This is a genomic window from Solidesulfovibrio fructosivorans JJ], from assembly GCF_000179555.1.
Taxonomy (GTDB): Bacteria; Desulfobacterota; Desulfovibrionia; order Desulfovibrionales; family Desulfovibrionaceae; genus Solidesulfovibrio; species Solidesulfovibrio fructosivorans.
The window spans coordinates 1-18612 of record NZ_AECZ01000018.1; the positions used below are offsets into that span (position 1 = coordinate 1).

An 18612-nucleotide genomic window follows, 5' to 3' on the forward strand; every position below is an offset into this window, starting at 1 on the left:
GCGCCTCGATGCGGCCGAGGGCGGCCTTGAGGCCCCGCTCCTCGTCTTCCGTCACATCGACGAAGACCTCGGCGGCGTAACGCCGCACCAGCGGCACGAGGTTTTGCACCAGCGCCTCGCCGGCCGGGGTCAGAAAAATGCGCTGGCTGCGGCGGTCCCGGCTGTCGCGGCGGCGCACGAGCAGCTTTTTCGCCTCCAGGCGGTCCAGGATGCGGGTGATGGTGGTCTTGTCCTTGACCGAGCGTTCGCCCAGGCCGCACTGGGTCAGCCCCTGGGTCTCGAACAGGCGGTAGAGCACCACCCACTGCTCCGGGGTCACGTCGCAGCCGGCGGCCACAAACCGCCGCCGAAGCCCCATCTTGAGCCTGGCGGCGGCATGGCCGATGGCGTAGCCCACGGCGTTGTCCATATCGAAATAAAACGCGTCATCCATGGCGGCGGTCCATAAAGTTGTCGTGCGGACGATATTCATAGCAACCATTCCCGTCAAGAAAAAGGCGAACCCTTTCTTGCCCCGGCCGCACGGTTCTGACAGAGTGTGCCGTGGATTTTTTCCATGAAAGGAGCGGGCAAATGCATCCGTTGCAGCGCTTGACCCGGGCCATCGGCGACATGGCCCATTTCCGCGACCGGGTACGCCCGAGGCTCACCGCCCTCGAGATTTTCAAATACGTGGGCCCGGGGCTTCTCGTCACGGTCGGCTTCATCGACCCGGGCAACTGGGCCTCCAACGTGGCCGCCGGCTCGGACTTCGGCTACCATCTGCTGTGGATGGTGACGCTGTCCACCATCATGCTCATCGTGCTCCAGCACAACGCCGCCCATCTCGGCATCGCGACGGGACTGTGCCTGTCCGAGGCGGCGGTCAAGCACATGCCGCGCCCGGTCGCGTTCTCGGCCCTGGGCACGGCCGTGGCCGCCGCCGTGTCCACGGCCCTGGCCGAACTTTTGGGCGGGGCCATCGCGTTGCGCATGCTCTTCGGCCTGCCGCTGGCCCTCGGCACGCTGCTGACCCTCGTCGTCGTGCTGTGGATGCTTTTCTCCAAATCCTACCGCCACCTCGAACGCTACATCATCGGCTTCGTGTCGCTGATCGGGCTGTCGTTTATTTTCGAGTTGTCGCTCGTGCATCTCGACTGGGGCGCGGCGGTGACCGGCTGGCTGGCGCCCACCCTGCCGAACGGGTCCCTGCCCATCGTCATGAGCGTGCTCGGCGCGGTGGTCATGCCCCACAACCTCTTTTTGCACTCGGAAGTCATCCAGAGCCGGCAGTGGAACCTGGACAAGCCGGAAATGATCCGCCGCCAGCTCAAATACGAGTACCTGGACACGCTTTTTTCCATGCTGGTCGGGTTTTGCATCAACAGCGCCATGATCCTGCTCGCGGCGGCGGTGTTTTTCACCCATGGCACTTCGGTCGGCGAACTGGAGCAGGCCCAGTCCCTGCTCAAGCCGCTTCTAGGCCCGTCGGCCGGGATCATCTTCGCCATAAGCCTGCTGCTGGCCGGCGTGGCCTCGTCGGTGACGGCCGGCATGGCCGGTGGCAGCATCTTCGCCGGCATCTTCGGCGAGCCCTACGACATCCGCGACAGCCACTCGCGCCTGGGCGTGGTCATCACCCTGGTCGGCGCGGCCGTGGCCATCCTGTTCGTGGGCGACCCGTTAAAGGGGCTCATCTGGTCCCAGATCGCCCTGTCCATCCAGTTGCCCATCACCATCCTGCTGCAAATCGGCCTGACCTCGCGGCGTTCGGTCATGGGCGAATACGCCAACCGGCCCTTCACCAACGCCGTCCTGATCCTGGTGGCGGCGGTGGTCATCGCCCTCAACATCATGCTGCTCGTCGAGACCCTGGGCTGATCCCATCCCCCGCCATGAGGCGGCCCGCCAATACAAAACGCCGCCGTCCGGACACGTCTGGCGTATCCGGGCGGCGGCGCTTTCCCCTCGCAAAAAGCGACAGCCGTTACTTCTTGGCTTTCTTGGCCTTCTTGTGGCTCTTTTTGACCTTGACCGGGGCGGCCTTGTCCGGGCCGGGATAGTTGACGACCATGCCGCCGAGCTTCATGCACTCATTGACCGAGGCCGTCATCGCGGTCTGACCGCCCACGTTGCACTCCCACTTGGGAGCGGCGGCCTTCTTGTGGACCTTGCCCTTTTTGGCGAAAGCCGGAGCGGCGGACAGAGCCAGGGTAAGCGCGGCAGCCAAAACAATGATCTTTTTCATGGGGACCCTCCTCGAACGGATCTTTTTTCACGTAACTATAACGGCCCGTGTGGGAGTGCAAGCAAGGCGGCGCGCTTTGGCAAACACCATCCGCCGTTTCCGGAAAAAGCGGCCCCAAGAAGACGCACGGTACGCAAGCAGCATAAAGGCGCATCGCCTTTTACAGAAAAAATACCGCGAGAAATCCAAACAACCTTTGCGACAACCCCAAACAACAATCAGGCTTGACGCAAAATATCGCAGAGGACATACGGAGACAGATGCAATCTTCGCCGTTCACCCCGAAACTTCTACGCCCTTTTTCCGTTCCCGCCCAAAATACTGTGGCGGCGGATCGAAATAAAGGGCGGCATTGCCGCAATCGAAAGGATCATGGAAAAAAATCGCGGTTCGCGGGGCAAAAATGCCGCCGCCTCTGGTCCAATCGCGCGCTGGAGCCACGCCGGCCCCTTGCCCTTCGCCTAAAAATCCGTAAACGAAGCGGGCCGCGTCGGCGAAATGACTTTCAAGCCAGTGGTCCGTCGTGGACGCGCTCCGCCAAGCGCGCCCGCGGCGCCGTTGCCTGTCGGAATGTCGCCCGAACGTCACGGTCACGCCCCCGCAAAACACCGCATCTGTCGTTTTCGTGGCGGTGCGGCGCGGTTTTTTATAAGAAGTCGTAAAATTACGGCGGGGTCTGCCCGCCTCCATCCACCCCAACCAAGGAATGCGCCATGCCCGTCACCGTCGTCGATCATCCCCTGGTGCGCCACAAACTTGGGCTGCTGCGGGAAAACGGCATCAGCACCAAGGATTTCCGCGACTTGGCCGGAGAAATCGCCAGACTCCTCACCTACGAGGCCACCAAGTCCCTGCCCACCGAAAAAGTCACCATCAACGGCTGGGCCGGCCCGGTCGAGGTGGACCGCATCGCCGGCAAGAAAATCACCGTGGTGCCCGTGCTGCGGGCCGGCGTCGGCATGATGGACGGGGTGCTCGACATGATCCCCGGGGCCAAGGTCAGCGTGGTCGGCATGTACCGCAACGAGGACACCCTGGAGCCCGTGCGCTACTACGTCAAACTGGCCAAGAAGATCCACAAGCGCCGGGCCATGATCCTCGACCCCATGCTGGCCACCGGCGGCACGCTCATCGCCACCATCAACCTGCTCAAGGAAGCCGGCTGCCGCAGCATCCTGGGCCTGTTTCTGGTCTGCGCCCCGGAGGGCCTGGCCAAACTCGAACGCGAGCACCCGGACGTGGCCGTCTACACCGCCGCCATCGACGAGCGCCTAAACGAAAACGGCTACATCCTGCCCGGCCTCGGCGACGCCGGGGACAAGATCTTCGGCACCAAATAACGGTCCCGCACGCAACCAAAAGGAGAAGGCAATGGCCCCGATTCGGGTGGGTAGTGATTACAACTTGCGGGCCCGGGACATTCCCGTGGGCGCGCAGATGCTGTTCGTGGCCTTTGGCGCGCTGGTGCTGGTGCCGCTTTTGACCGGCCTCGACCCCAATGTGGCCCTTTTTTGCGCCGGCGTCGGCACGCTCATCTACCAGGTCCTGACCAAGGGCCGCATCCCCATCTTCCTGGGCTCCTCCTTCGCCTTCATCGCGCCCATCATGTTTTGCGTCAAAACCTACGGCGTGCCGGCGACGCTCGGGGCGCTCGCCGCCGTGGGCACGGTCTACGCCGTGGCGGCGGTGCTCATCCGCCTGCGCGGCGTGGGCATCCTGTCGCGCCTTCTGCCGACCATCGTCACCGGCCCGGTCATCATGGTCATCGGACTGATCCTGGCCCCGGTCGGCGTCAACATGGCCATGGGCAAAACCGGCGACGGCGCGGCCATGCTCGTGCCCGAGCCGACCGCCATGACCGTGTCCTTCTTCTCCCTGGCCGTCACCGTCCTCGTGGCCATCTACGGCCGGGGGCTGGCGCGGCTGGTACCGATTTTGTGCGGCATCGCCGCCGGCTACGCGCTGAGCCTCTTCCTCGGGCTGGTGGACTTCACCCCGGTCGTCAAAGCCCCCTGGTTCGCCCTGCCCCACTTCGTCAGCCCGGCCTTCAGCCTCGACGCCATGGTCATCATCGTTCCCGTGGCCATCGCCCCCATCATCGAACACTTCGGCGGCATCCTGGCCATCGGCCAGGTGACGGGCCGCAACTACCTGGAAAACCCGGGCGTGCACCGTTCGCTCATGGGCGACGGCGTGGCCACGGCCCTGGCCGGGTTTCTCGGCGGGCCGCCGCTGACCACCTACGCCGAGGTCACCGGGGCCGTGGCCCTGACCAAGATCTACAACCCGGCGCTTATGACCTGGGCCGCCCTGACCGCCATCTGCCTGGCCTTTGTCGGCAAGCTCGGCGCGCTGCTCCAGACCATCCCCACCCCGGTCATGGGCGGCATCATGCTGCTTTTGTTCGGCACCATCATGGTGGTCGGGCTCAACTCCCTGGTGCGCGAGGGCGCCGATCTGATGGAGCCCCGCAACATGGTCATCGTGGCGCTCATCATCGTGCTCGGCATGGGCAAGATGACCTTTTCGCTCGGCGGCATGCGCCTGGAAGGCATCGGCCTGGCCGGCGTCGCCGGCGTGCTGCTCAATTTCGCGCTGCCCCATCCCAAGCGCCGGGAGGCCCAAAGCCGGGACGAGGCCTGACCGGCCCTGGCACGGCGGATGCAATACATACGGGCAATCGGAGGTTACCCGTATGTTCATCGATAAGATTATCCTTGCCGCGACCGTGGTTGCCTGCTGTATGGCCCTTTCCTGGCTGGCCGACGCGTTCATGAATAACAAACACGCCGATTAACGGATTTATACGCTCCCTCCCCCCGCCGTGACCGGACGGACAGGACCCCCGTCCGGTCGCGGCCACCCGGCCCCGCCCCCCGTTCCTGTTGCCGCAATCCGCCGGCCGCCACCGCGCCGTGGCGGCGCGTGCGCCCCTTCCCCGGTTTCTTCCGATCCGCCCGGAGCCTCCCGCTTCGAAGGCAGGACTGGCCCCGGTATTGCAATTCTCTAGCGAAAAAGTTTCCCGCGGCCCGCCGCCGAAACGGCAACGCCCCGGGCAACGCCCAGGGCCGGCGGCGACAAGACGTCGCTCCAGCGTATAACCGACAAGCATCCAAAACGATTTTCTCCGGCCCGCAAGGCCCGGAAGCGGAAGGCGCAAAGAAGTGGGGCAAAAGCGGCAACGCTCGCGGCGGCGCAAGCGCGCATGACAGATTAAAAAAGTGAAACGCCGGGCCGGCCCGCCCGGCGAAAACGGCCGACAGCCCGGCATCGTCCCCAGGGAGTGAGCACATGTCGCAAGCGGAAGTATTTCCTCGAGAAAACCCGGACAGACGCTTTTTGCCGGACATCCCCTCCAAGAGCGCTTCCCGGCGAAACGCCGACGCCCGCTATTTCTCCGAGGGAAAGGTCGACGTCTACTCCAGCAACGGCAAATACCGCTACTGTTCGGGCCGTATCGTCAACCTGTCCAAAAGCGGCATGCTCATCGAGCCCGACCGCAAGCTGCGCGTGGGCGACAAGGTGGTGCTGCGCTTTTTCCTGGCCGCCGGCACCATGCCCGAAGGCTACGAATCGTTCGTCAGGCTGCCGGCCCGGGTGGTGCGACTCGACGCCTCCACGGGAAACGCCGCCTTCGCCTTCGAAAAAAGCATCACCGAGTACCTGCACCGCCGCCGCTGGCGCTACTTCGAAGCCGCCTCCCTGCTCGGCATCATGCTCACTCTGATCGGGGTGTGGTTCATCAAAAAGGAAAGTATCTTCTACTTCTGGTTCGACGTGCCGATTTTCCTCTACGGCCTGTGCGCGCTTTTCTATCTGCTCTCCAGGTTCTTCTTCGCCGCCTTGTACCGGCCCTATCCCGTGGACCCGCAGTTCACCCCCTCGGTCACCATCGTCGTGCCCTGCTTCAACGAGGAGGAGTGGATCGAAAAGACCGTGCGCGGCTGCCTCAACCAGCAGTATCCCGAGGAGCATTTGCAGCTGATCGTGGTCGACGACGGCAGCTCCGACAACACCCTGGCCGTGCTGAAAGAGGTCCGGGCCAAGATCTACGACGAGGTCGGCGAACGCTTCCTCATCCACGCCTTTCCCAAAAACCGGGGCAAGCGCCACGCCATGGCCGCCGGCGCGCGCATGGCCACCGGCGACGTGGTGGTCTTCGTCGACTCCGACAGCTTCCTGCAGCCCCTGTCCATCCTGAACGTGGTCCAGCCCCTCAAGGACCCCAAGGTCGGGGCCTCCACCGGCCGCTGCGAAGTGGAAAACAAGTGGACCAACCTGCTGACCAAGATGCAGGCCGTGCGCTACTTCGTGGGCTTTCGCATCTTCAAGGCCGCCGAGAGCATCTTCGACACCGTCACCTGCCTGTCCGGCCCCCTGGCCTGCTACCGCCGCGACGTGCTCATGCGGCACCTCGACGCCTGGGAGCACCAGACCTACCTCGGCCAACCAGCCACCTTCGGCGACGACCGCAGCCTCACCAATTTCGTGCTCACCGGCCATTACGCCGTCTACCAGCACTCGGCCGTGACCCACACCATCGTGCCCTCCACCTACGGCAAGTTCTACACCCAGCAGATGCGCTGGAAACGCTCCTGGCTGCGCGAGAGCCTCAAGGCCTGCCTGTTCATGTGGCGCAAGGAGCCGTTCATGGCCATCTCCTTCTACCTGGGCCTGCTGTTGCCGGTGCTGGCCCCGTTCGTGGTGCTGCGGGCCTTCGTGTTCATGCCGGCCGCCTACGGCATATGGCCGATCATGTACATCGCCGGGGTCTTCTTCATGAGCATGCTCATGTGCACCTCGTACCTTTTCCTCAAGCGCTCGAATCTGTGGCTTTACGGCGTGCCGTTCTGCTTTTTCTACCTCACGGTGCTCTTGTGGCAGATCCTGTGGGCGTTGCTCACCTTCTGGCAATCGAACTGGGGCACCCGGCCATCCAGCCATGACACCCATGAAGCGGGGCCGACAGCATGAAAAAATTCCTGCGCTACCTCTTCCAGTACGCCATTTTGGCCGTGGCCGGTTTTTTCGTCTATCAGACGGCGTTCAAACGGGAAGCCCCGCCGGCCTTCCACCGCGACCAATGGACCCAGCGCGAGGGCTTCATGGCCATCTCCTACGGGGGCTTGAGCCTCGATGAGGGGCCCGGAACGCTCACCAGCAAAAACCGGCTGCGCGAGCAGCTTTCCGCCCTGGCCGCCGCCGGCTACCGCACCATCACCACAAAGGACGTGAAGAATTTCTACGACGCCAATGGTCCGCTGCCCGACAAGGCCCTCTACCTGATGTTCGAGGGCGGCCGCAAAGACAGCGTCCTTTTCAGCCAGCCCATCCTGGTCCACACGGGATATAACGCCTCGCTCTACCTCTACGGCGACAGGCTCACGGGCTGGAGCCGCTTTTTCGTGCGCTCGGACGAACTGCGCAAGGTGGCGGCCAACCCCTTCTGGGACGTGGGCTCCATGGGATTCCATTCGAAGCTCATCAACGAAACGCCCAAGGGCGGCTACGCCTACTACCTGACAGCCCGCCTCGCGGCCGGGGACGGCAAACCCGAGGAGACGCCGGAAGGCTTCGACGCCCGGGTGGCCGCCGATTACAAGCGGGCCTACGCCTCCATCGCCGACGAGACGGGCAAGCCGCCGCTCGGCTATGTCTTCATGCCGGCCAACACCCTCGGCGTGAGCCTGCCGCCGGCCATCGCCAAGCCCAATGACGCGGGCCTCGCCCGTTTCTTTCCGGTCGCCTTCACCCGGGTGGGCGAATCGTACAATTCCCGGCAAGCCGATTCCCGCCGGTTGACCCGATTGCAGGTCGATCCGACCTGGAGCCCGGACCGCTTGCTGCTCGAGATCGAATCGCGCCTGCCCCAAAGCAGCTTTCTGGATTTTTCCAACTCGGTCCTGCACGGCCTGTGGCAGGTGGGCGCGGGCGCCATTACGGCGAACGGCCAGGCGCTGACGCTCGCCGCCCCCGCCGGCAAGGACGGCTTCGCCCTGCTGCGCGGCACCGAAGGGTTCGAAAACTTCCTGTGCCGGGTCAAGGTCGTTCCCGCCCGGGGCGGCGCGGCGCTCATCTACCTGCGCTACCGGGACAGCGGCTCCTACGTCCGCATCCAGGTCACCGCCGACCAGGTGATCGTGCGCGAAAAAAACGGCCATGCCTTAAACACCCTCGTCAACTACGTCCTGCCCGTGGACCAGACCGGCCCGGTGGCCCTCGACTGCTGCGTGAAAAACAACCGCCTGCTCATGCGCGTCGGCGGCAAGGAGATAAGCCCCTACCCCATCCCCCTGACCGCCGGCACCGAGCGGGGCAGCTTCGCTCTGGGCGCGCTGGGCGATACGGGCGGGCACAAGGCCGCCTTCAGCGATCTGCGCCTGACCGCTTTTCCGCCGCGCTGGCTTGCGGCCCCGGCCCTGGCCGACGCCTCCCTGGACAACCTGCGCACCCTGACCGCCATGGTGCTGCCGGCAAAGTCCCTGACCGACGACCCGGTGGCCAATGCCGCCGCCCTGGTGACCGTGGCCGCAAGCGGCGTGGTCCCGTTTCTGAACCTGTCCGAAACCGACCCGGCCAAGGTCGAAGCCATGGCCGACTCCGTGGCCTCGGCCCCGGCCTCGTTGATCATCGCCAAGCTGCTCGGCGGGTTCGTATTGTCCCTGGAGGATTTTCCGGATGACGCCGTGCTGGCGCGCCTGGAAAAGCGGCTGCGCAAAAAGGGCTTCGCCGTGGCTCTGCGCGTGACGCCCGCCTCCAAGAACCGCCTGCTCGCCGCCGAGAAGTTGCCGCGGCCGGACTGGCTGCTCTTCGACATGCCGCCGCTTTCCGACGCCGGGGACATGACCAGGCTCGCCAACCGCTTCGACAAATCGCGGATGCTGTTTCGAACCCCCGGTCCGGATCCGGAAGGGGCCATCTATTACGACGTGAAGGGATAAGGCCATGCGTATCCGGTTTCTCCTCCTCCTGACGCTGCTGCTCGCCGCCCCGACCCTGTCCCTGGCCGCCGACGCCTCGGTGGTGACGCTGCTGCAACAATCCCAGCAGGCCCAGGCCCGGGGACAACTCGACCAGGCCTTGGAACTCGTGGAAAAGGCCTTGTCCCAGGATCCGGCCTATCCGCCCCTGTGGACCCAGAAAGCTTCCTTGCAGATCGCCAAGAAAGACTACGCCGGCGCCGTCGACACCCTGGCCGTGGCCCGTAAGGTGGAACCGGACAACGTCGCCGCCAACACCCTGACGCTGACGGCGCTTTTGCGCCTGGACGAGCGCTCCGGGGGCAAGGACGGGGACCTGGTCCGCTATCTGGCCGGAGTCAGCGAAAAGATCAGCGGCGCGCTCATCCTCGACCTGCTGTCCAGGCCCGATGCCAAGGCCGACCTGACGCGGTTTCTCGCCGCCTGGAAACCGGCCGCGGACCAGGACAGGCTGGTGGCGCGCCTCGCCGCCGGCTATGCCGCCGGGGACGCGGCGGTGATGGACGAACTGGCCGAGGCCGACGACGCGGGGCCGCGAAAGGACGTCCTGGCCGCGCTCCAGTTTTACGCCGGGAAGCGGATGCTCGGGGAAAACAACCTCGCCCTGGCCCAAACCCTGCTCGAAAAGGCCCTGGCCGGCGGCTACGACCAGGTGGCCGTTACCGGCGAACTCGGCTGGGTGTTCCTCAACCGGGGTGAACCGGCCAAGGCCGCCGACCTGTGGGAAAAGGACTGGCGCAACGCCCCGGATGTGGGCCGATGGGCCAGCTGGATCGCCGACGCCCGGCTGGCGGCCAAGGAGTACAAGAAAGCCAGCGGATTCCTGGCCACAAGCCTGCAGTTCGACCCCAAAAATCCCGTGCTCCAGGGCCGCTACATCATGGCCCTGCGCGCCTCGGACCAGGATGACGCCGCCGCCGCCTTCGAGGATAAGCTGCGAAACGGGCCCGACCAAGACGGGCTCCATTTCGGCCTGGCCCTGACCGCCTGGAACAAGGGCGATTTTTCCGTCGCTTCTGGGCAGATGCGCCGGATCAAGAATCGCCGGCCCTTCCGCGGCCAGTTCATCGATCTGGCCGACGCCATGACCGCCACCATCGGCAAGACCGGCGCCCCGGAAAAGACCGTCAAGGAGGTCGAGGCCTTGACCGAAGGGCTCGACACCCGCGCCTCCATCCTGCGCGACGTGGGCTGGCGGCTGTGGGCCGCCAAACGTCCCGACGCGGCCCTCGGCATCTGGAAAGTGGCCCTGAAGGAAGGGCTGCCCGCCGACGATCCGCTCCTGGCCCGGGTGGTGCCGCTGCTGCTCGAGATCGGCAAGCAGGACGCCGCCATGGCGCTGCTTGGGACCTATGCGCCCGAGGTTTCGCCCCTGGGCCTGGCCTGGACGCTCGGCGCGGTCAACCGCTGGGATCTGGTCGGCAACGTGCTCAAGGACAAGAACTACGGTCCGTACGGCGAGTTGCTCGCGGCCCTCGCCGCCCTGCGCAACGGCCAGGGGGACCTGGCCCTGCAAAAGCTGCACGCCCTGGCCGTCCTGCCGGCGGACGGGCTCGGCCAGGCGACCGTGACCGGGTTCAATGCCGACGGCAAGCTCGTGCGCGTGGCGCTCTCCCCCCAGCTTGCCGGCAAACTCTATCTGCGCATCGGCCGCGCCCTGGTCGACGCCCAGCTTGGGGACGGCTTTTTCTTCCTGACGCCCCCGGCCTGGGCAAAAAACCTGCCGCCAAAGGCCATGGGCGCGATTCTGGCCGACGCCGGCAAGGTGCTGTGGGACGTGGGCCGCATCGAGGAGGCCGCCACCTTCCTGGAAGCCGCTCTGGCCGACGATCCGGACCGGAACGAGGCCCGGCTCTACCTGGCCCTGGCCCGCAAGCGCCAGGGCCGCTCCGACGACGCCGAGCGCCTCCTGGCCGAGGCCATCGCCAAGGCCTCGCCCTTCGACCGGGAATACGCCCTGGGCGAATTCGCCGCCCTCGACGGCAAGGAAAACGAGGCCCTGGCCCATTTCCGCAAGGCCCTGACCCTGGCTCCCAACGACGACCGCATGCGCCAGCGCGTCATCTCCCTGCTCGTCGCCGGGAACGATTTCACCACTGCCCGGGAGTATGCCGACTGGTACGAGGCCAGGCTGGCCAAGGACGACCGCGCCGTTTTCGGCACGGCGGCCGTGGTGCGCCTGGAGATGGGCGATCCGGCCGGGTCAGAATCGCTGTATCGCGATCTGCTCGCCCGCGAGCCGAATGCCTCGGACTATCTGGCCGGCCTCGGCCGGGCGCTGAACCGTCAGACGCGCTACCAGGAAACCGTGGACGCCCTGGGCAAGGCCTACGCCGCCAAGAAGTCCCCGGTGCTCGGGGCCATCGTGTGCGAGGCGCTCATGGGCCTTGGCCGCTACGAAGACGTGGTGACCGAAGCGGCCCGGGGCCTTGCCGCCCATCCCAAGGACCGGGAGCTTCTGCGCTATGCCGCCGAGGCCACGGAATTCACCCGGGACCTGCCGGCCTGCGAGGACTACGCCCGCCGCGGCCTGGCCATCGACCCGGATTCCCTGAACCTGCAAAACCTGCTCGGCCGGGCGCTGCTCGACCAGGAGAAATTCCCCGAGGCCAAGGAACAGTTCGAGGCCATGCTGGCCAAGAACCCCGACCACCTCTCGTCGCTTCGCGGTCTTCTCAGCGTCTACCAGCTCACCGGAAAGGAAGCCGAGGCCTACACGGTGGCCAAGAGGCTCCACGCCGCCGCGCCGGACGACGCCGCCGCCAGCATGAAGTTCGCCATCGCCGCCGCCGCCGACCACCGCTTTCGCCCGGCCTACCCCACGCTGGAAAAGCTGCGCGCGTTCGGCCCGGGCAGCGGCGTGTTGTGTCTCTATTACAGCGACGTGCGCGACGCCGACGTTCCGGGCAAGGTGCGCCTGTCCCAGATGGCCGCGCACCTGCGCGCCCTGGCCGACCGGAAGGGCCGGTTCCTGAGCCTTGCGGAGCTGGCCGAGCGTCCGACGGGACAGGCCGCCCGCGAACACAAGGACACGGACACCGCGCCCCAGATGCTCCTTCTCGTCGACCGCACCGACGCGGCCGTGCTGGACAAGATCGACATCCTGCTGGCCGAGGTCGGCGGCAAGGCCGTGCTCGTGATCGGCGGAGAATCCCTGGTGCCCGGCACGCCCTACCTGCCGGACGCGGCCGAGGTGGCCAGGCTCGTTGGCACCGGCCGCTGGTCCCTGGCCCTGACCGACCACAATCCGCCCTATGTCACCGGCCCCGGCGGCTACGCCGTTCCGCTTTGGAGCGTGGGCGGCGCGGCCAGGGGCGTGACGGACAAGGCGGCCATGGAAGCGCGGCTGACCGAACGCCTGCATGCCCTGGACCCCTCCGGCAGGCTCCTCGGGCAAACGCGGCCCGTCTTCTTCTACCCCGGAGGCAACGCCCCGGACGAACTGCTCGTGGCCGATGCCGCCGCCCGCGACGCCTACACGGCCGTGGTCGACCAGCACTTTCCCCGGGCCTTCAACCTCGCGCCCGAAGGCTTCTGGACGCCCATGGCCAATCCCCGGCTGACCGCCGCCAAGGCCGTCTCGCCGCGCCTCGATGTGGCCGGCCTCGAAGACTACCTCAACCAGGCCGACCCCATGCACCAGGTTTCCCTGGAGCTGGCCAAGGTCTATTCCTGGCAGGAACAGCTCGGCCAGGCCGACAACTATTTCCAGGAAGCCAAGGACCTCAAGGCCAAGCCCGAGGATCTGGCCTACAACCACGCCGTCAACGCCTACTACGAGCACGACGACCCCGTGGCCGTGCGGCTGGCCGAAAAGGCCGTGGATTTAAGCCCCGATTCCGAGCGCGCCGCGACCCAGCTCTTCCGGGCCGAACTGCGCACCCGGCCGAGGGCCGAAGCTTCCATGGACACCTGGTGGGACAGCGACAACCGCCGCTACTGGTGGTACGGCCTGACCGGCGAGGTCCACCCCCGCGACGACCTCATGGTGTACGTGCGCGCCGGCCGCATCGAATGGTCCATCGACAGCTACCAGCGCCACGGACAGATGATCAAAGCCGTCAGCAATACCCTCGACAACGGCTACCTCGATCCCCAGGACGCCTACAACGTCTTCAACTCGCGCCATACCCAGTACCTCAACGGCGAGGACCTCACCCTGGGCGCGCGCTGGTTCTTCCATCCCGAATACTGGATCGAGGCCCAGGGCCAGCTCACCCAGACCGACGACGACGGCCCCGGCACGCTCCCGGGCGGCCAGATCACCCTCCACGGCCCCATCGCGCCCAAAGGCGCCAAGCTCGACGGCATCTGGGAGCTGCAAGGCGCCCACGAACGCATCGACACCGTGGAAGCCATCTACGCCCAGATCATGGCCAACCGCCTAAGCTGCATCACCCATACCCGCATCCTCGACTTCTGGGACCTCTTCGTCAGCGGCCACGCCATCTCCCGCACCGACGGCAACAAGACCGGGTCAGTGGACGGCCGCCTGCTGCGCCGCCTGTTCGAATACCCGATGTTCTCCGTGGGCTACGCCTTCCAGTTCGCCAACAGCGACCGCAATCCCATCGAATACTGGGCGCCCCTCGATCTGGCCACCCATCTGGCCTACGCCAGCTTCGGCTACTCCCCCACCCGCTGGTACAACCTCAACGGCAGCTTGGGCTACGGCCCCTCGCGCGACCGCGACAACGACTGGCGCAACATCTGGCGCGTCAACGCCGGCATGGACATCACCATGAAAGAGCGGTTAAAGCTCTCACTCAAGTACTCCTACTTCAGCACCCCCACCTATAACCTCAATGAAGCATGGGCCAGCATAAGCTATATATTCTAAGGGGAACTTCCTCCGAAAACCGGAGAGCCCTCCTTGCATCGGCCTTTTTTGCCGCGTTGGCCCTGGCCTTTGTCCTCCTGGCCGGACCAATCCGGCCGGCCATGGGGCAGGCCGGGCCAACCGACAGGCTCACGGCCTGGATCGCCTACTGGGATCTGCCCCGGGGCATGGCCGAATGGCGGGCGCACCCCGGCCTTTTCGACACGGTGCGGGTGTTCGCCGCATCGTTTGACGACAAGGACCGGCCGTACCTGGCCCCGGAATGGGATGCCCTCTTTCACGGCGACGTGAGCCGCGCCTTCGGCCGCACCCCGGCCTTTTTGACCGTGGTCAACGACGTGGTCGCCGCGCCCTCGGGCAAAAACGCCAGGCTCAAGGACCCGGAGCTGGTCAAACGGCTGGTCTCCACCCCGGCCGCCCGCACGGCCCATATCGGCGCCCTGGTCGCCCTGGCCAAACGTTCCCGCTTTTCCGGCCTCGAAATCGATTACGAGAACATCGCCGCCGATGACTGGCCGGCCTTTCTGGACTTCGTCCGGGAGCTTTACCAGCGCACCAGCCGGGAAGGACTCGCCCTGTCCGTGCTGCTCCAGCCCCAGGCCCGCTACCTCGGCAAGCCGCTGCCCGTCGGCCCGCAATACCTGCTCATGGGCTACAACCTCTTCGGCTCCCATTCCGGCCCCGGTCCCAAGGCCACCCCGGCCTTCCTGGCCAACCAGGCAAGCGCGCTTCGCGCCATCGGGGCGCTTTCCGCCACGGGACTGGCGCTGTCCACCGGCGGCTTCGACTGGACCGAAGGCAAATCCGCCGTCCAACTCGACGAAACCGCCGCCGCGACCCTGGTGGCCCGCAAGAAAGTCCCCTCCACACGCTCCGCCCCCGACGGCTACCTCGTCAGCCAATACCGCGACGCCGAGGGCAAATCCCACGAAATCTGGCACGCCGACGCCCAAACCCTGTCCACCCTGTGGCAGGCCGCCCGCACCGCTGGATTTTCCCGACTGGCCATCTGGCGTCTCGGCGGCAACGCCCCGGGACTGTTCGACTGGCTGCAAAGCTTGAAGTGAAAAGAAGAGAAGAGAATGCGAGAGGGGAAACCCTTTGAAAAGGGTAGTAGCCCCTCTCGCGCTCTCCCCTTCCTAAACTTTTCAACAGGTTACGGGAGACAAAGCTTTTTTAAAAGGCTTTCTTCCGGCTTGTTTTTTGAAAAACAGCCCCTATAAATTAGTTTCAAGGATACCCAGAACCGGAGGATATACCCATGCGACCGCGCATTCCCGCCGCCCTTGGCGGCTTTTTCCTTATAGCGTCCATCCTGTTGGCCGCCTGCCCGCCCCAGGCCGCCGCCCAGGGCCTCACCAGCGCCACCAAGGGCGTGCCCCTGCCCGGCAAGGGCCCCCGAGCCTACCTCGCCATCGTCATCGACGACCTGCCCAACCTGGCCCTCTGGTCGAAACTCGCCAGCGACAGCGACGCCTACGGCATCAAAACCACCCTGGCCGTCAATACCGCCAAGGCCACGGCCGACGACTACGCCGTCATGGCCAAACACGTGGCCAACGGCCACGAGATCGCCGACCATACCCGCGACCACGTCCCCGTGGCCCCCGGCGACGTCATCCGGCTGCGCTACTACAACCCCGCAGCCAAATCCGCCTATGCCGCCGTCGACCCGGCCGCCGCCAAACTGCGCATCTTCGTCAACGACAAGCCCGAACCCGTGGCCGAATACGACCTGTCCGAAAACGGCCCCACCCCCAACCTCAAAAAGCTCGTCGAAGCCCTCAACAATACCCGCGGCGTCGCCGCCGAACTCGGCGACACCTACTACGCCAATATCCACGCCGCCTTCCTGTCCAAAACCGACAAGCTAGACATCTTCTTCAAAAACGGCCTGGTGCCGCTCTACGTCGATATCGCCCAAAACGCCCGCTACGAGATGGAAAACGGGAAAAAGGACATCGAAACCGGACTCCCCGGCTACGCCTGCACCTCCATGGTCTACCCCTTCCTGGTCACCGACGCCGTCTCCCGCAAGATCACCAGCGAACTGGGCATGAACATCGGCCGCGTCGGCCCGGCCGGCAACGTCGCCCTGGGCTCCCCCGACGGCTACAACCTCTACCGCGTCTTCGCCGAGAAACCCCGCGACCTCTTCGGCACGAACCCCGCCAGCCCCGAATTCAAAACGAAGCTCGAAGCCTTTCTCAAAAAGCTCGACGAAGTGGGCGGCATCGGCTGCCTCTACTCCCACGGCCCCGGCGAATTCACCAACGAACAATGGGAAACCCTGCTGCCCATGCTGGCCAAACACAAGGAAATCGCCTTCGTCACACTGCGCGACCTGGCCAAATACGTCACCACCACCGCGACCCTCAAGGACGGCCGGTACTACCTGGCCCAAGGCGGCAGCGGGAAGTAAGGCGAAGAAGGCGGGGGCTCCGCCCCCGCACCCCCGGCAGGGCGCTGCCCTGCACCCGCCGAGGGGCCACGGGCCCCCGGTCCCCCCTTCCGGTGTGCTTTGGCTGGGCGGAGGCTTTGCGGGTTGGCGAGAGGGCGAGAGTGGAGAAGATGGGGGCGGAATTTGTCGGGACGGTGCCGCCGCTTCGCGGCAGGCTCGTCCCAAGCAAATTCCGCCCCCACCACGCCGGTCGCCCCAAGGGGGCGACATTCAGAGAAAATGTCTTTTCTTGAAATGCGGCGCTTCGCCGCTGGCGCGGTTGTTGCCGCAATCGTGTCCGGCGTCGAGGCGCTTTTGCGCCTCGTGTCGCCGGGCCGATTGCGGCAACAAACACACGGCGTCCCATCCGCCAAAGACACCACTCCACCAGCCTTTCCCACACCCCACCAGTCCAATCCGGTAAAAGGGGGTCCGGGGGACATCAAGTCCCCCGGCGGGGCCAGGGGCAGAGCCCCTGTCCTGTCCTGTCCTGTCCAGCCCTGTCCCGCTCGCTCGCCCGCTCGCCCGCTACGGCCTGACGTAGACGCGAACCTGGTTGCGGCCGGAGGATTTGGCCAGATAAAGGGCTTTGTCGGCGGCGTCGACAAGGTGGGCCACGCCGCATCCGGGGCAATCCACGAGCAGTTCGGCCACGCCGATGCTGACGTTGATCTTGATGCCCGAGGCCAGGATCTGACCGTCGGGGTCCCGGATGACGAAGTTGTAGCGTTCGATTTTGCGTCGGATGATTTCGGCCAGTTCCTCGGCCTCCTCCTTGCCGATATTGAAAAGCGTCACGGCGAATTCCTCGCCGCCGTAGCGGGCGGGGAAGATATCGCGATCTTCAAGCTGTTTCATTTCCTCGGCAAAGCCTTTGAGAATGGATCCGACCACGACCAGGGCCTGGTCGCCGATGCGGTGGCCGTGCTGGTCGTTGAAGTTCTTGAAGTGGTCGATGTCGCACATGAAAAGGGCCAGCGGGCGTTGTTCGGCCTCGGCCCTGACCACGGCTTTTTCGATATGGGTGTCGAAGGCCCGGCGGTTATGGATGCCGGTGAGGGAATCGGTCAGGCTCATGGCCACCATTTTTTCGGCATCTTCCTCGATGAGGGTGGCCATTTCCTTGAATCCGCGACGGATGGTGCCGAGCATGCGTTCCACGTCGCCGCCGGATTCCACGGCTTCGATGGTGACTTTTTCGAGTTTTTGCACGCCGCCCTTATGCTTGAGCAGCGTGCCCTGGAATTCCTGGACCAGGGACGCGGTTTCCTGGAGCGTGCGGGTGAGGGCCAGATTCCAGGGGGCGCTCAGGATGCGTTCGTTGGCCTTGATGATCTCCTGGAATTTCGCCTCGGAAAAATCCCGGGCCTTGAGCACTTCCATGCCAAGGGCCTGCAACTGCTCCTTTTGTTCGTTGTCCAGGAAGTCGTAGTTCTTGATGCTGCGCATATAGAGGATGAGCCCCCGCCATTTGGAATCCCGGGGCACGCCGACCCGGTCGAGCATGGCGCAAACCGAGTCGGAACAAGCCTCGGGAGGGGGGACTCCCTTGAATTGACCGGGATCCTTGTTCATGGTGTGCGTTGCACCTCCGGCCGCCCTCGTGACTTCCAGGCGGCGCGATCCATCCTTTTGAACGGCTCTTCTATAGTACACACAAGCGTCGCCGTTCGGAAGGAAAATATTCGACAACCCTTGCCGGGTTGCCCCATCCCTGGCCCCATGGTAAACGCCAAGCGTCGCCATTTTAGCGTATCGGAGGCTCCATGGATTTGATCGCCACCAAACACGGCCCGGTCACGCTGGTGTCCGGACTGCCCAAAACTTTCGACTACACCGTGTGCCCGGATTTCCAGCGTTGTCTGGCCCCGCATATTGAGACGGCGCCCAGGACGCTGGTCATCGACCTTTCCGGCGTGGAGTTTCTGGACTCCAGCGCCATTGGCTCCCTTATCACGGTGCGCAACAGGCTGTTGCCCGAAGGCGGCAGCGTGGCGCTGTGCTCCATCGCCGACGGCGTGGCCAAGGTGCTGCGCATTACCGACCTCGGCAAGGTGTTCGCCATTTTCGACGACGCCGACGCCGCGTTGGCCGCCCTGAACGCCTGATCGCCGTTTTTCCCGTG

12 protein-coding genes are annotated in these 18612 nt (G+C 65.2%); 9 read left to right on the forward strand and 3 right to left on the reverse strand.

The genetic code is table 11. From position 1 onward, the window contains the following. The coding region (locus DESFRDRAFT_RS13025; protein ID WP_043794919.1) for a MarR family winged helix-turn-helix transcriptional regulator at positions 1–433 on the reverse strand (433 nt) is incomplete at its 3' end. Between the two features lie 140 nt (positions 434–573). On the opposite strand from DESFRDRAFT_RS13025, the gene DESFRDRAFT_RS13030 reads away from it, so the two are divergent. Then, positions 574–1860: an Nramp family divalent metal transporter gene (locus DESFRDRAFT_RS13030; RefSeq protein ID WP_005994598.1), complete on the forward strand. Its 1287-nt coding sequence runs from the start codon at positions 574–576 to the stop codon at positions 1858–1860. A 106-nt stretch (positions 1861–1966) separates the two neighbouring features. Here the strand turns inward: DESFRDRAFT_RS13030 and DESFRDRAFT_RS13035 are convergent, their stop codons facing one another. Further along, a complete protein-coding gene (locus DESFRDRAFT_RS13035) occupies positions 1967–2227 on the reverse strand; it encodes a hypothetical protein (protein WP_005994601.1) in 261 nt (86 codons plus the stop codon). Between the two features lie 713 nt (positions 2228–2940). On the opposite strand from DESFRDRAFT_RS13035, the gene upp reads away from it, so the two are divergent. From upp to DESFRDRAFT_RS13070, 7 genes are all read left to right on the forward strand, one after another. Next, the gene (upp, locus tag DESFRDRAFT_RS13040; protein WP_005994602.1) at positions 2941–3567 is read left to right on the forward strand and encodes a uracil phosphoribosyltransferase; all 627 of its coding nucleotides are present in this window, start codon (positions 2941–2943) and stop codon (positions 3565–3567) included. Between the two features lie 31 nt (positions 3568–3598). Then, the gene (locus tag DESFRDRAFT_RS13045) at positions 3599–4870 is read left to right on the forward strand and encodes a uracil-xanthine permease family protein (protein WP_005994604.1); all 1272 of its coding nucleotides are present in this window, start codon (positions 3599–3601) and stop codon (positions 4868–4870) included. A 648-nt stretch (positions 4871–5518) separates the two neighbouring features. Continuing rightward, complete coding sequence (locus tag DESFRDRAFT_RS13050) at positions 5519–7201, forward strand: glycosyltransferase (protein WP_005994608.1); 1683 nt, start codon at positions 5519–5521, stop codon at positions 7199–7201. After that, a complete protein-coding gene (locus DESFRDRAFT_RS13055) occupies positions 7198–9168 on the forward strand; it encodes a polysaccharide deacetylase family protein (protein WP_005994610.1) in 1971 nt (656 codons plus the stop codon). Before DESFRDRAFT_RS13050 ends, DESFRDRAFT_RS13055 begins: the two co-directional genes overlap by 4 nt. Before the next feature lie 4 nt (positions 9169–9172). Then, positions 9173–14047, forward strand: coding sequence for a tetratricopeptide repeat protein (locus DESFRDRAFT_RS13060; protein ID WP_005994612.1), 4875 nt, complete (start codon positions 9173–9175; stop codon positions 14045–14047). A gap of 101 nt (positions 14048–14148) precedes the next feature. Further along, positions 14149–15114, forward strand: coding sequence for a glycoside hydrolase family 18 protein (locus tag DESFRDRAFT_RS13065; RefSeq protein ID WP_233489611.1), 966 nt, complete (start codon positions 14149–14151; stop codon positions 15112–15114). Positions 15115–15308: 194 nt separating this feature from the next. Then, on the forward strand, positions 15309–16469 hold the full coding sequence (locus DESFRDRAFT_RS13070; protein WP_005994616.1) for a polysaccharide deacetylase family protein: 1161 nt from the start codon (positions 15309–15311) through the stop codon (positions 16467–16469). Between the two features lie 546 nt (positions 16470–17015). On the opposite strand, the gene DESFRDRAFT_RS13075 is transcribed toward DESFRDRAFT_RS13070, so the two are convergent. After that, positions 17016–18062 carry a GGDEF domain-containing protein gene (locus DESFRDRAFT_RS13075; RefSeq protein ID WP_005994618.1) on the reverse strand — a complete coding sequence of 349 codons (1047 nt, stop codon included), beginning with the start codon at positions 18060–18062 and terminating at the stop codon, positions 17016–17018. A gap of 191 nt (positions 18063–18253) precedes the next feature. Between DESFRDRAFT_RS13075 and DESFRDRAFT_RS13080 the strand changes: the two genes are divergently transcribed. Next, positions 18254–18595 (forward strand): STAS domain-containing protein, encoded by a 342-nt coding sequence (locus DESFRDRAFT_RS13080; RefSeq protein WP_005994620.1) that lies wholly within the window; start codon positions 18254–18256, stop codon positions 18593–18595. Positions 18596–18612: the final 17 nt, after the last annotated feature.

Excerpts from the sequence above, each read along its gene's own strand:
- DESFRDRAFT_RS13030 (WP_005994598.1), top strand. The coding sequence starts at position 574 with ATGCATCCGTTGCAGCGCTTGACCCGGGCCATCGGCGACATGGCCCAT.
- DESFRDRAFT_RS13035 (WP_005994601.1), bottom strand. The coding sequence starts at position 2,227 with ATGAAAAAGATCATTGTTTTGGCTGCCGCGCTTACCCTGGCTCTGTCC.
- upp (WP_005994602.1), top strand. The coding sequence starts at position 2,941 with ATGCCCGTCACCGTCGTCGATCATCCCCTGGTGCGCCACAAACTTGGG.
- DESFRDRAFT_RS13045 (WP_005994604.1), top strand. The coding sequence starts at position 3,599 with ATGGCCCCGATTCGGGTGGGTAGTGATTACAACTTGCGGGCCCGGGAC.
- DESFRDRAFT_RS13050 (WP_005994608.1), top strand. The coding sequence starts at position 5,519 with ATGTCGCAAGCGGAAGTATTTCCTCGAGAAAACCCGGACAGACGCTTT.
- DESFRDRAFT_RS13055 (WP_005994610.1), top strand. The coding sequence starts at position 7,198 with ATGAAAAAATTCCTGCGCTACCTCTTCCAGTACGCCATTTTGGCCGTG.
- DESFRDRAFT_RS13060 (WP_005994612.1), top strand. The coding sequence starts at position 9,173 with ATGCGTATCCGGTTTCTCCTCCTCCTGACGCTGCTGCTCGCCGCCCCG.
- DESFRDRAFT_RS13065 (WP_233489611.1), top strand. The coding sequence starts at position 14,149 with ATGGGGCAGGCCGGGCCAACCGACAGGCTCACGGCCTGGATCGCCTAC.
- DESFRDRAFT_RS13070 (WP_005994616.1), top strand. The coding sequence starts at position 15,309 with ATGCGACCGCGCATTCCCGCCGCCCTTGGCGGCTTTTTCCTTATAGCG.
- DESFRDRAFT_RS13075 (WP_005994618.1), bottom strand. The coding sequence starts at position 18,062 with ATGAACAAGGATCCCGGTCAATTCAAGGGAGTCCCCCCTCCCGAGGCT.
- DESFRDRAFT_RS13080 (WP_005994620.1), top strand. The coding sequence starts at position 18,254 with ATGGATTTGATCGCCACCAAACACGGCCCGGTCACGCTGGTGTCCGGA.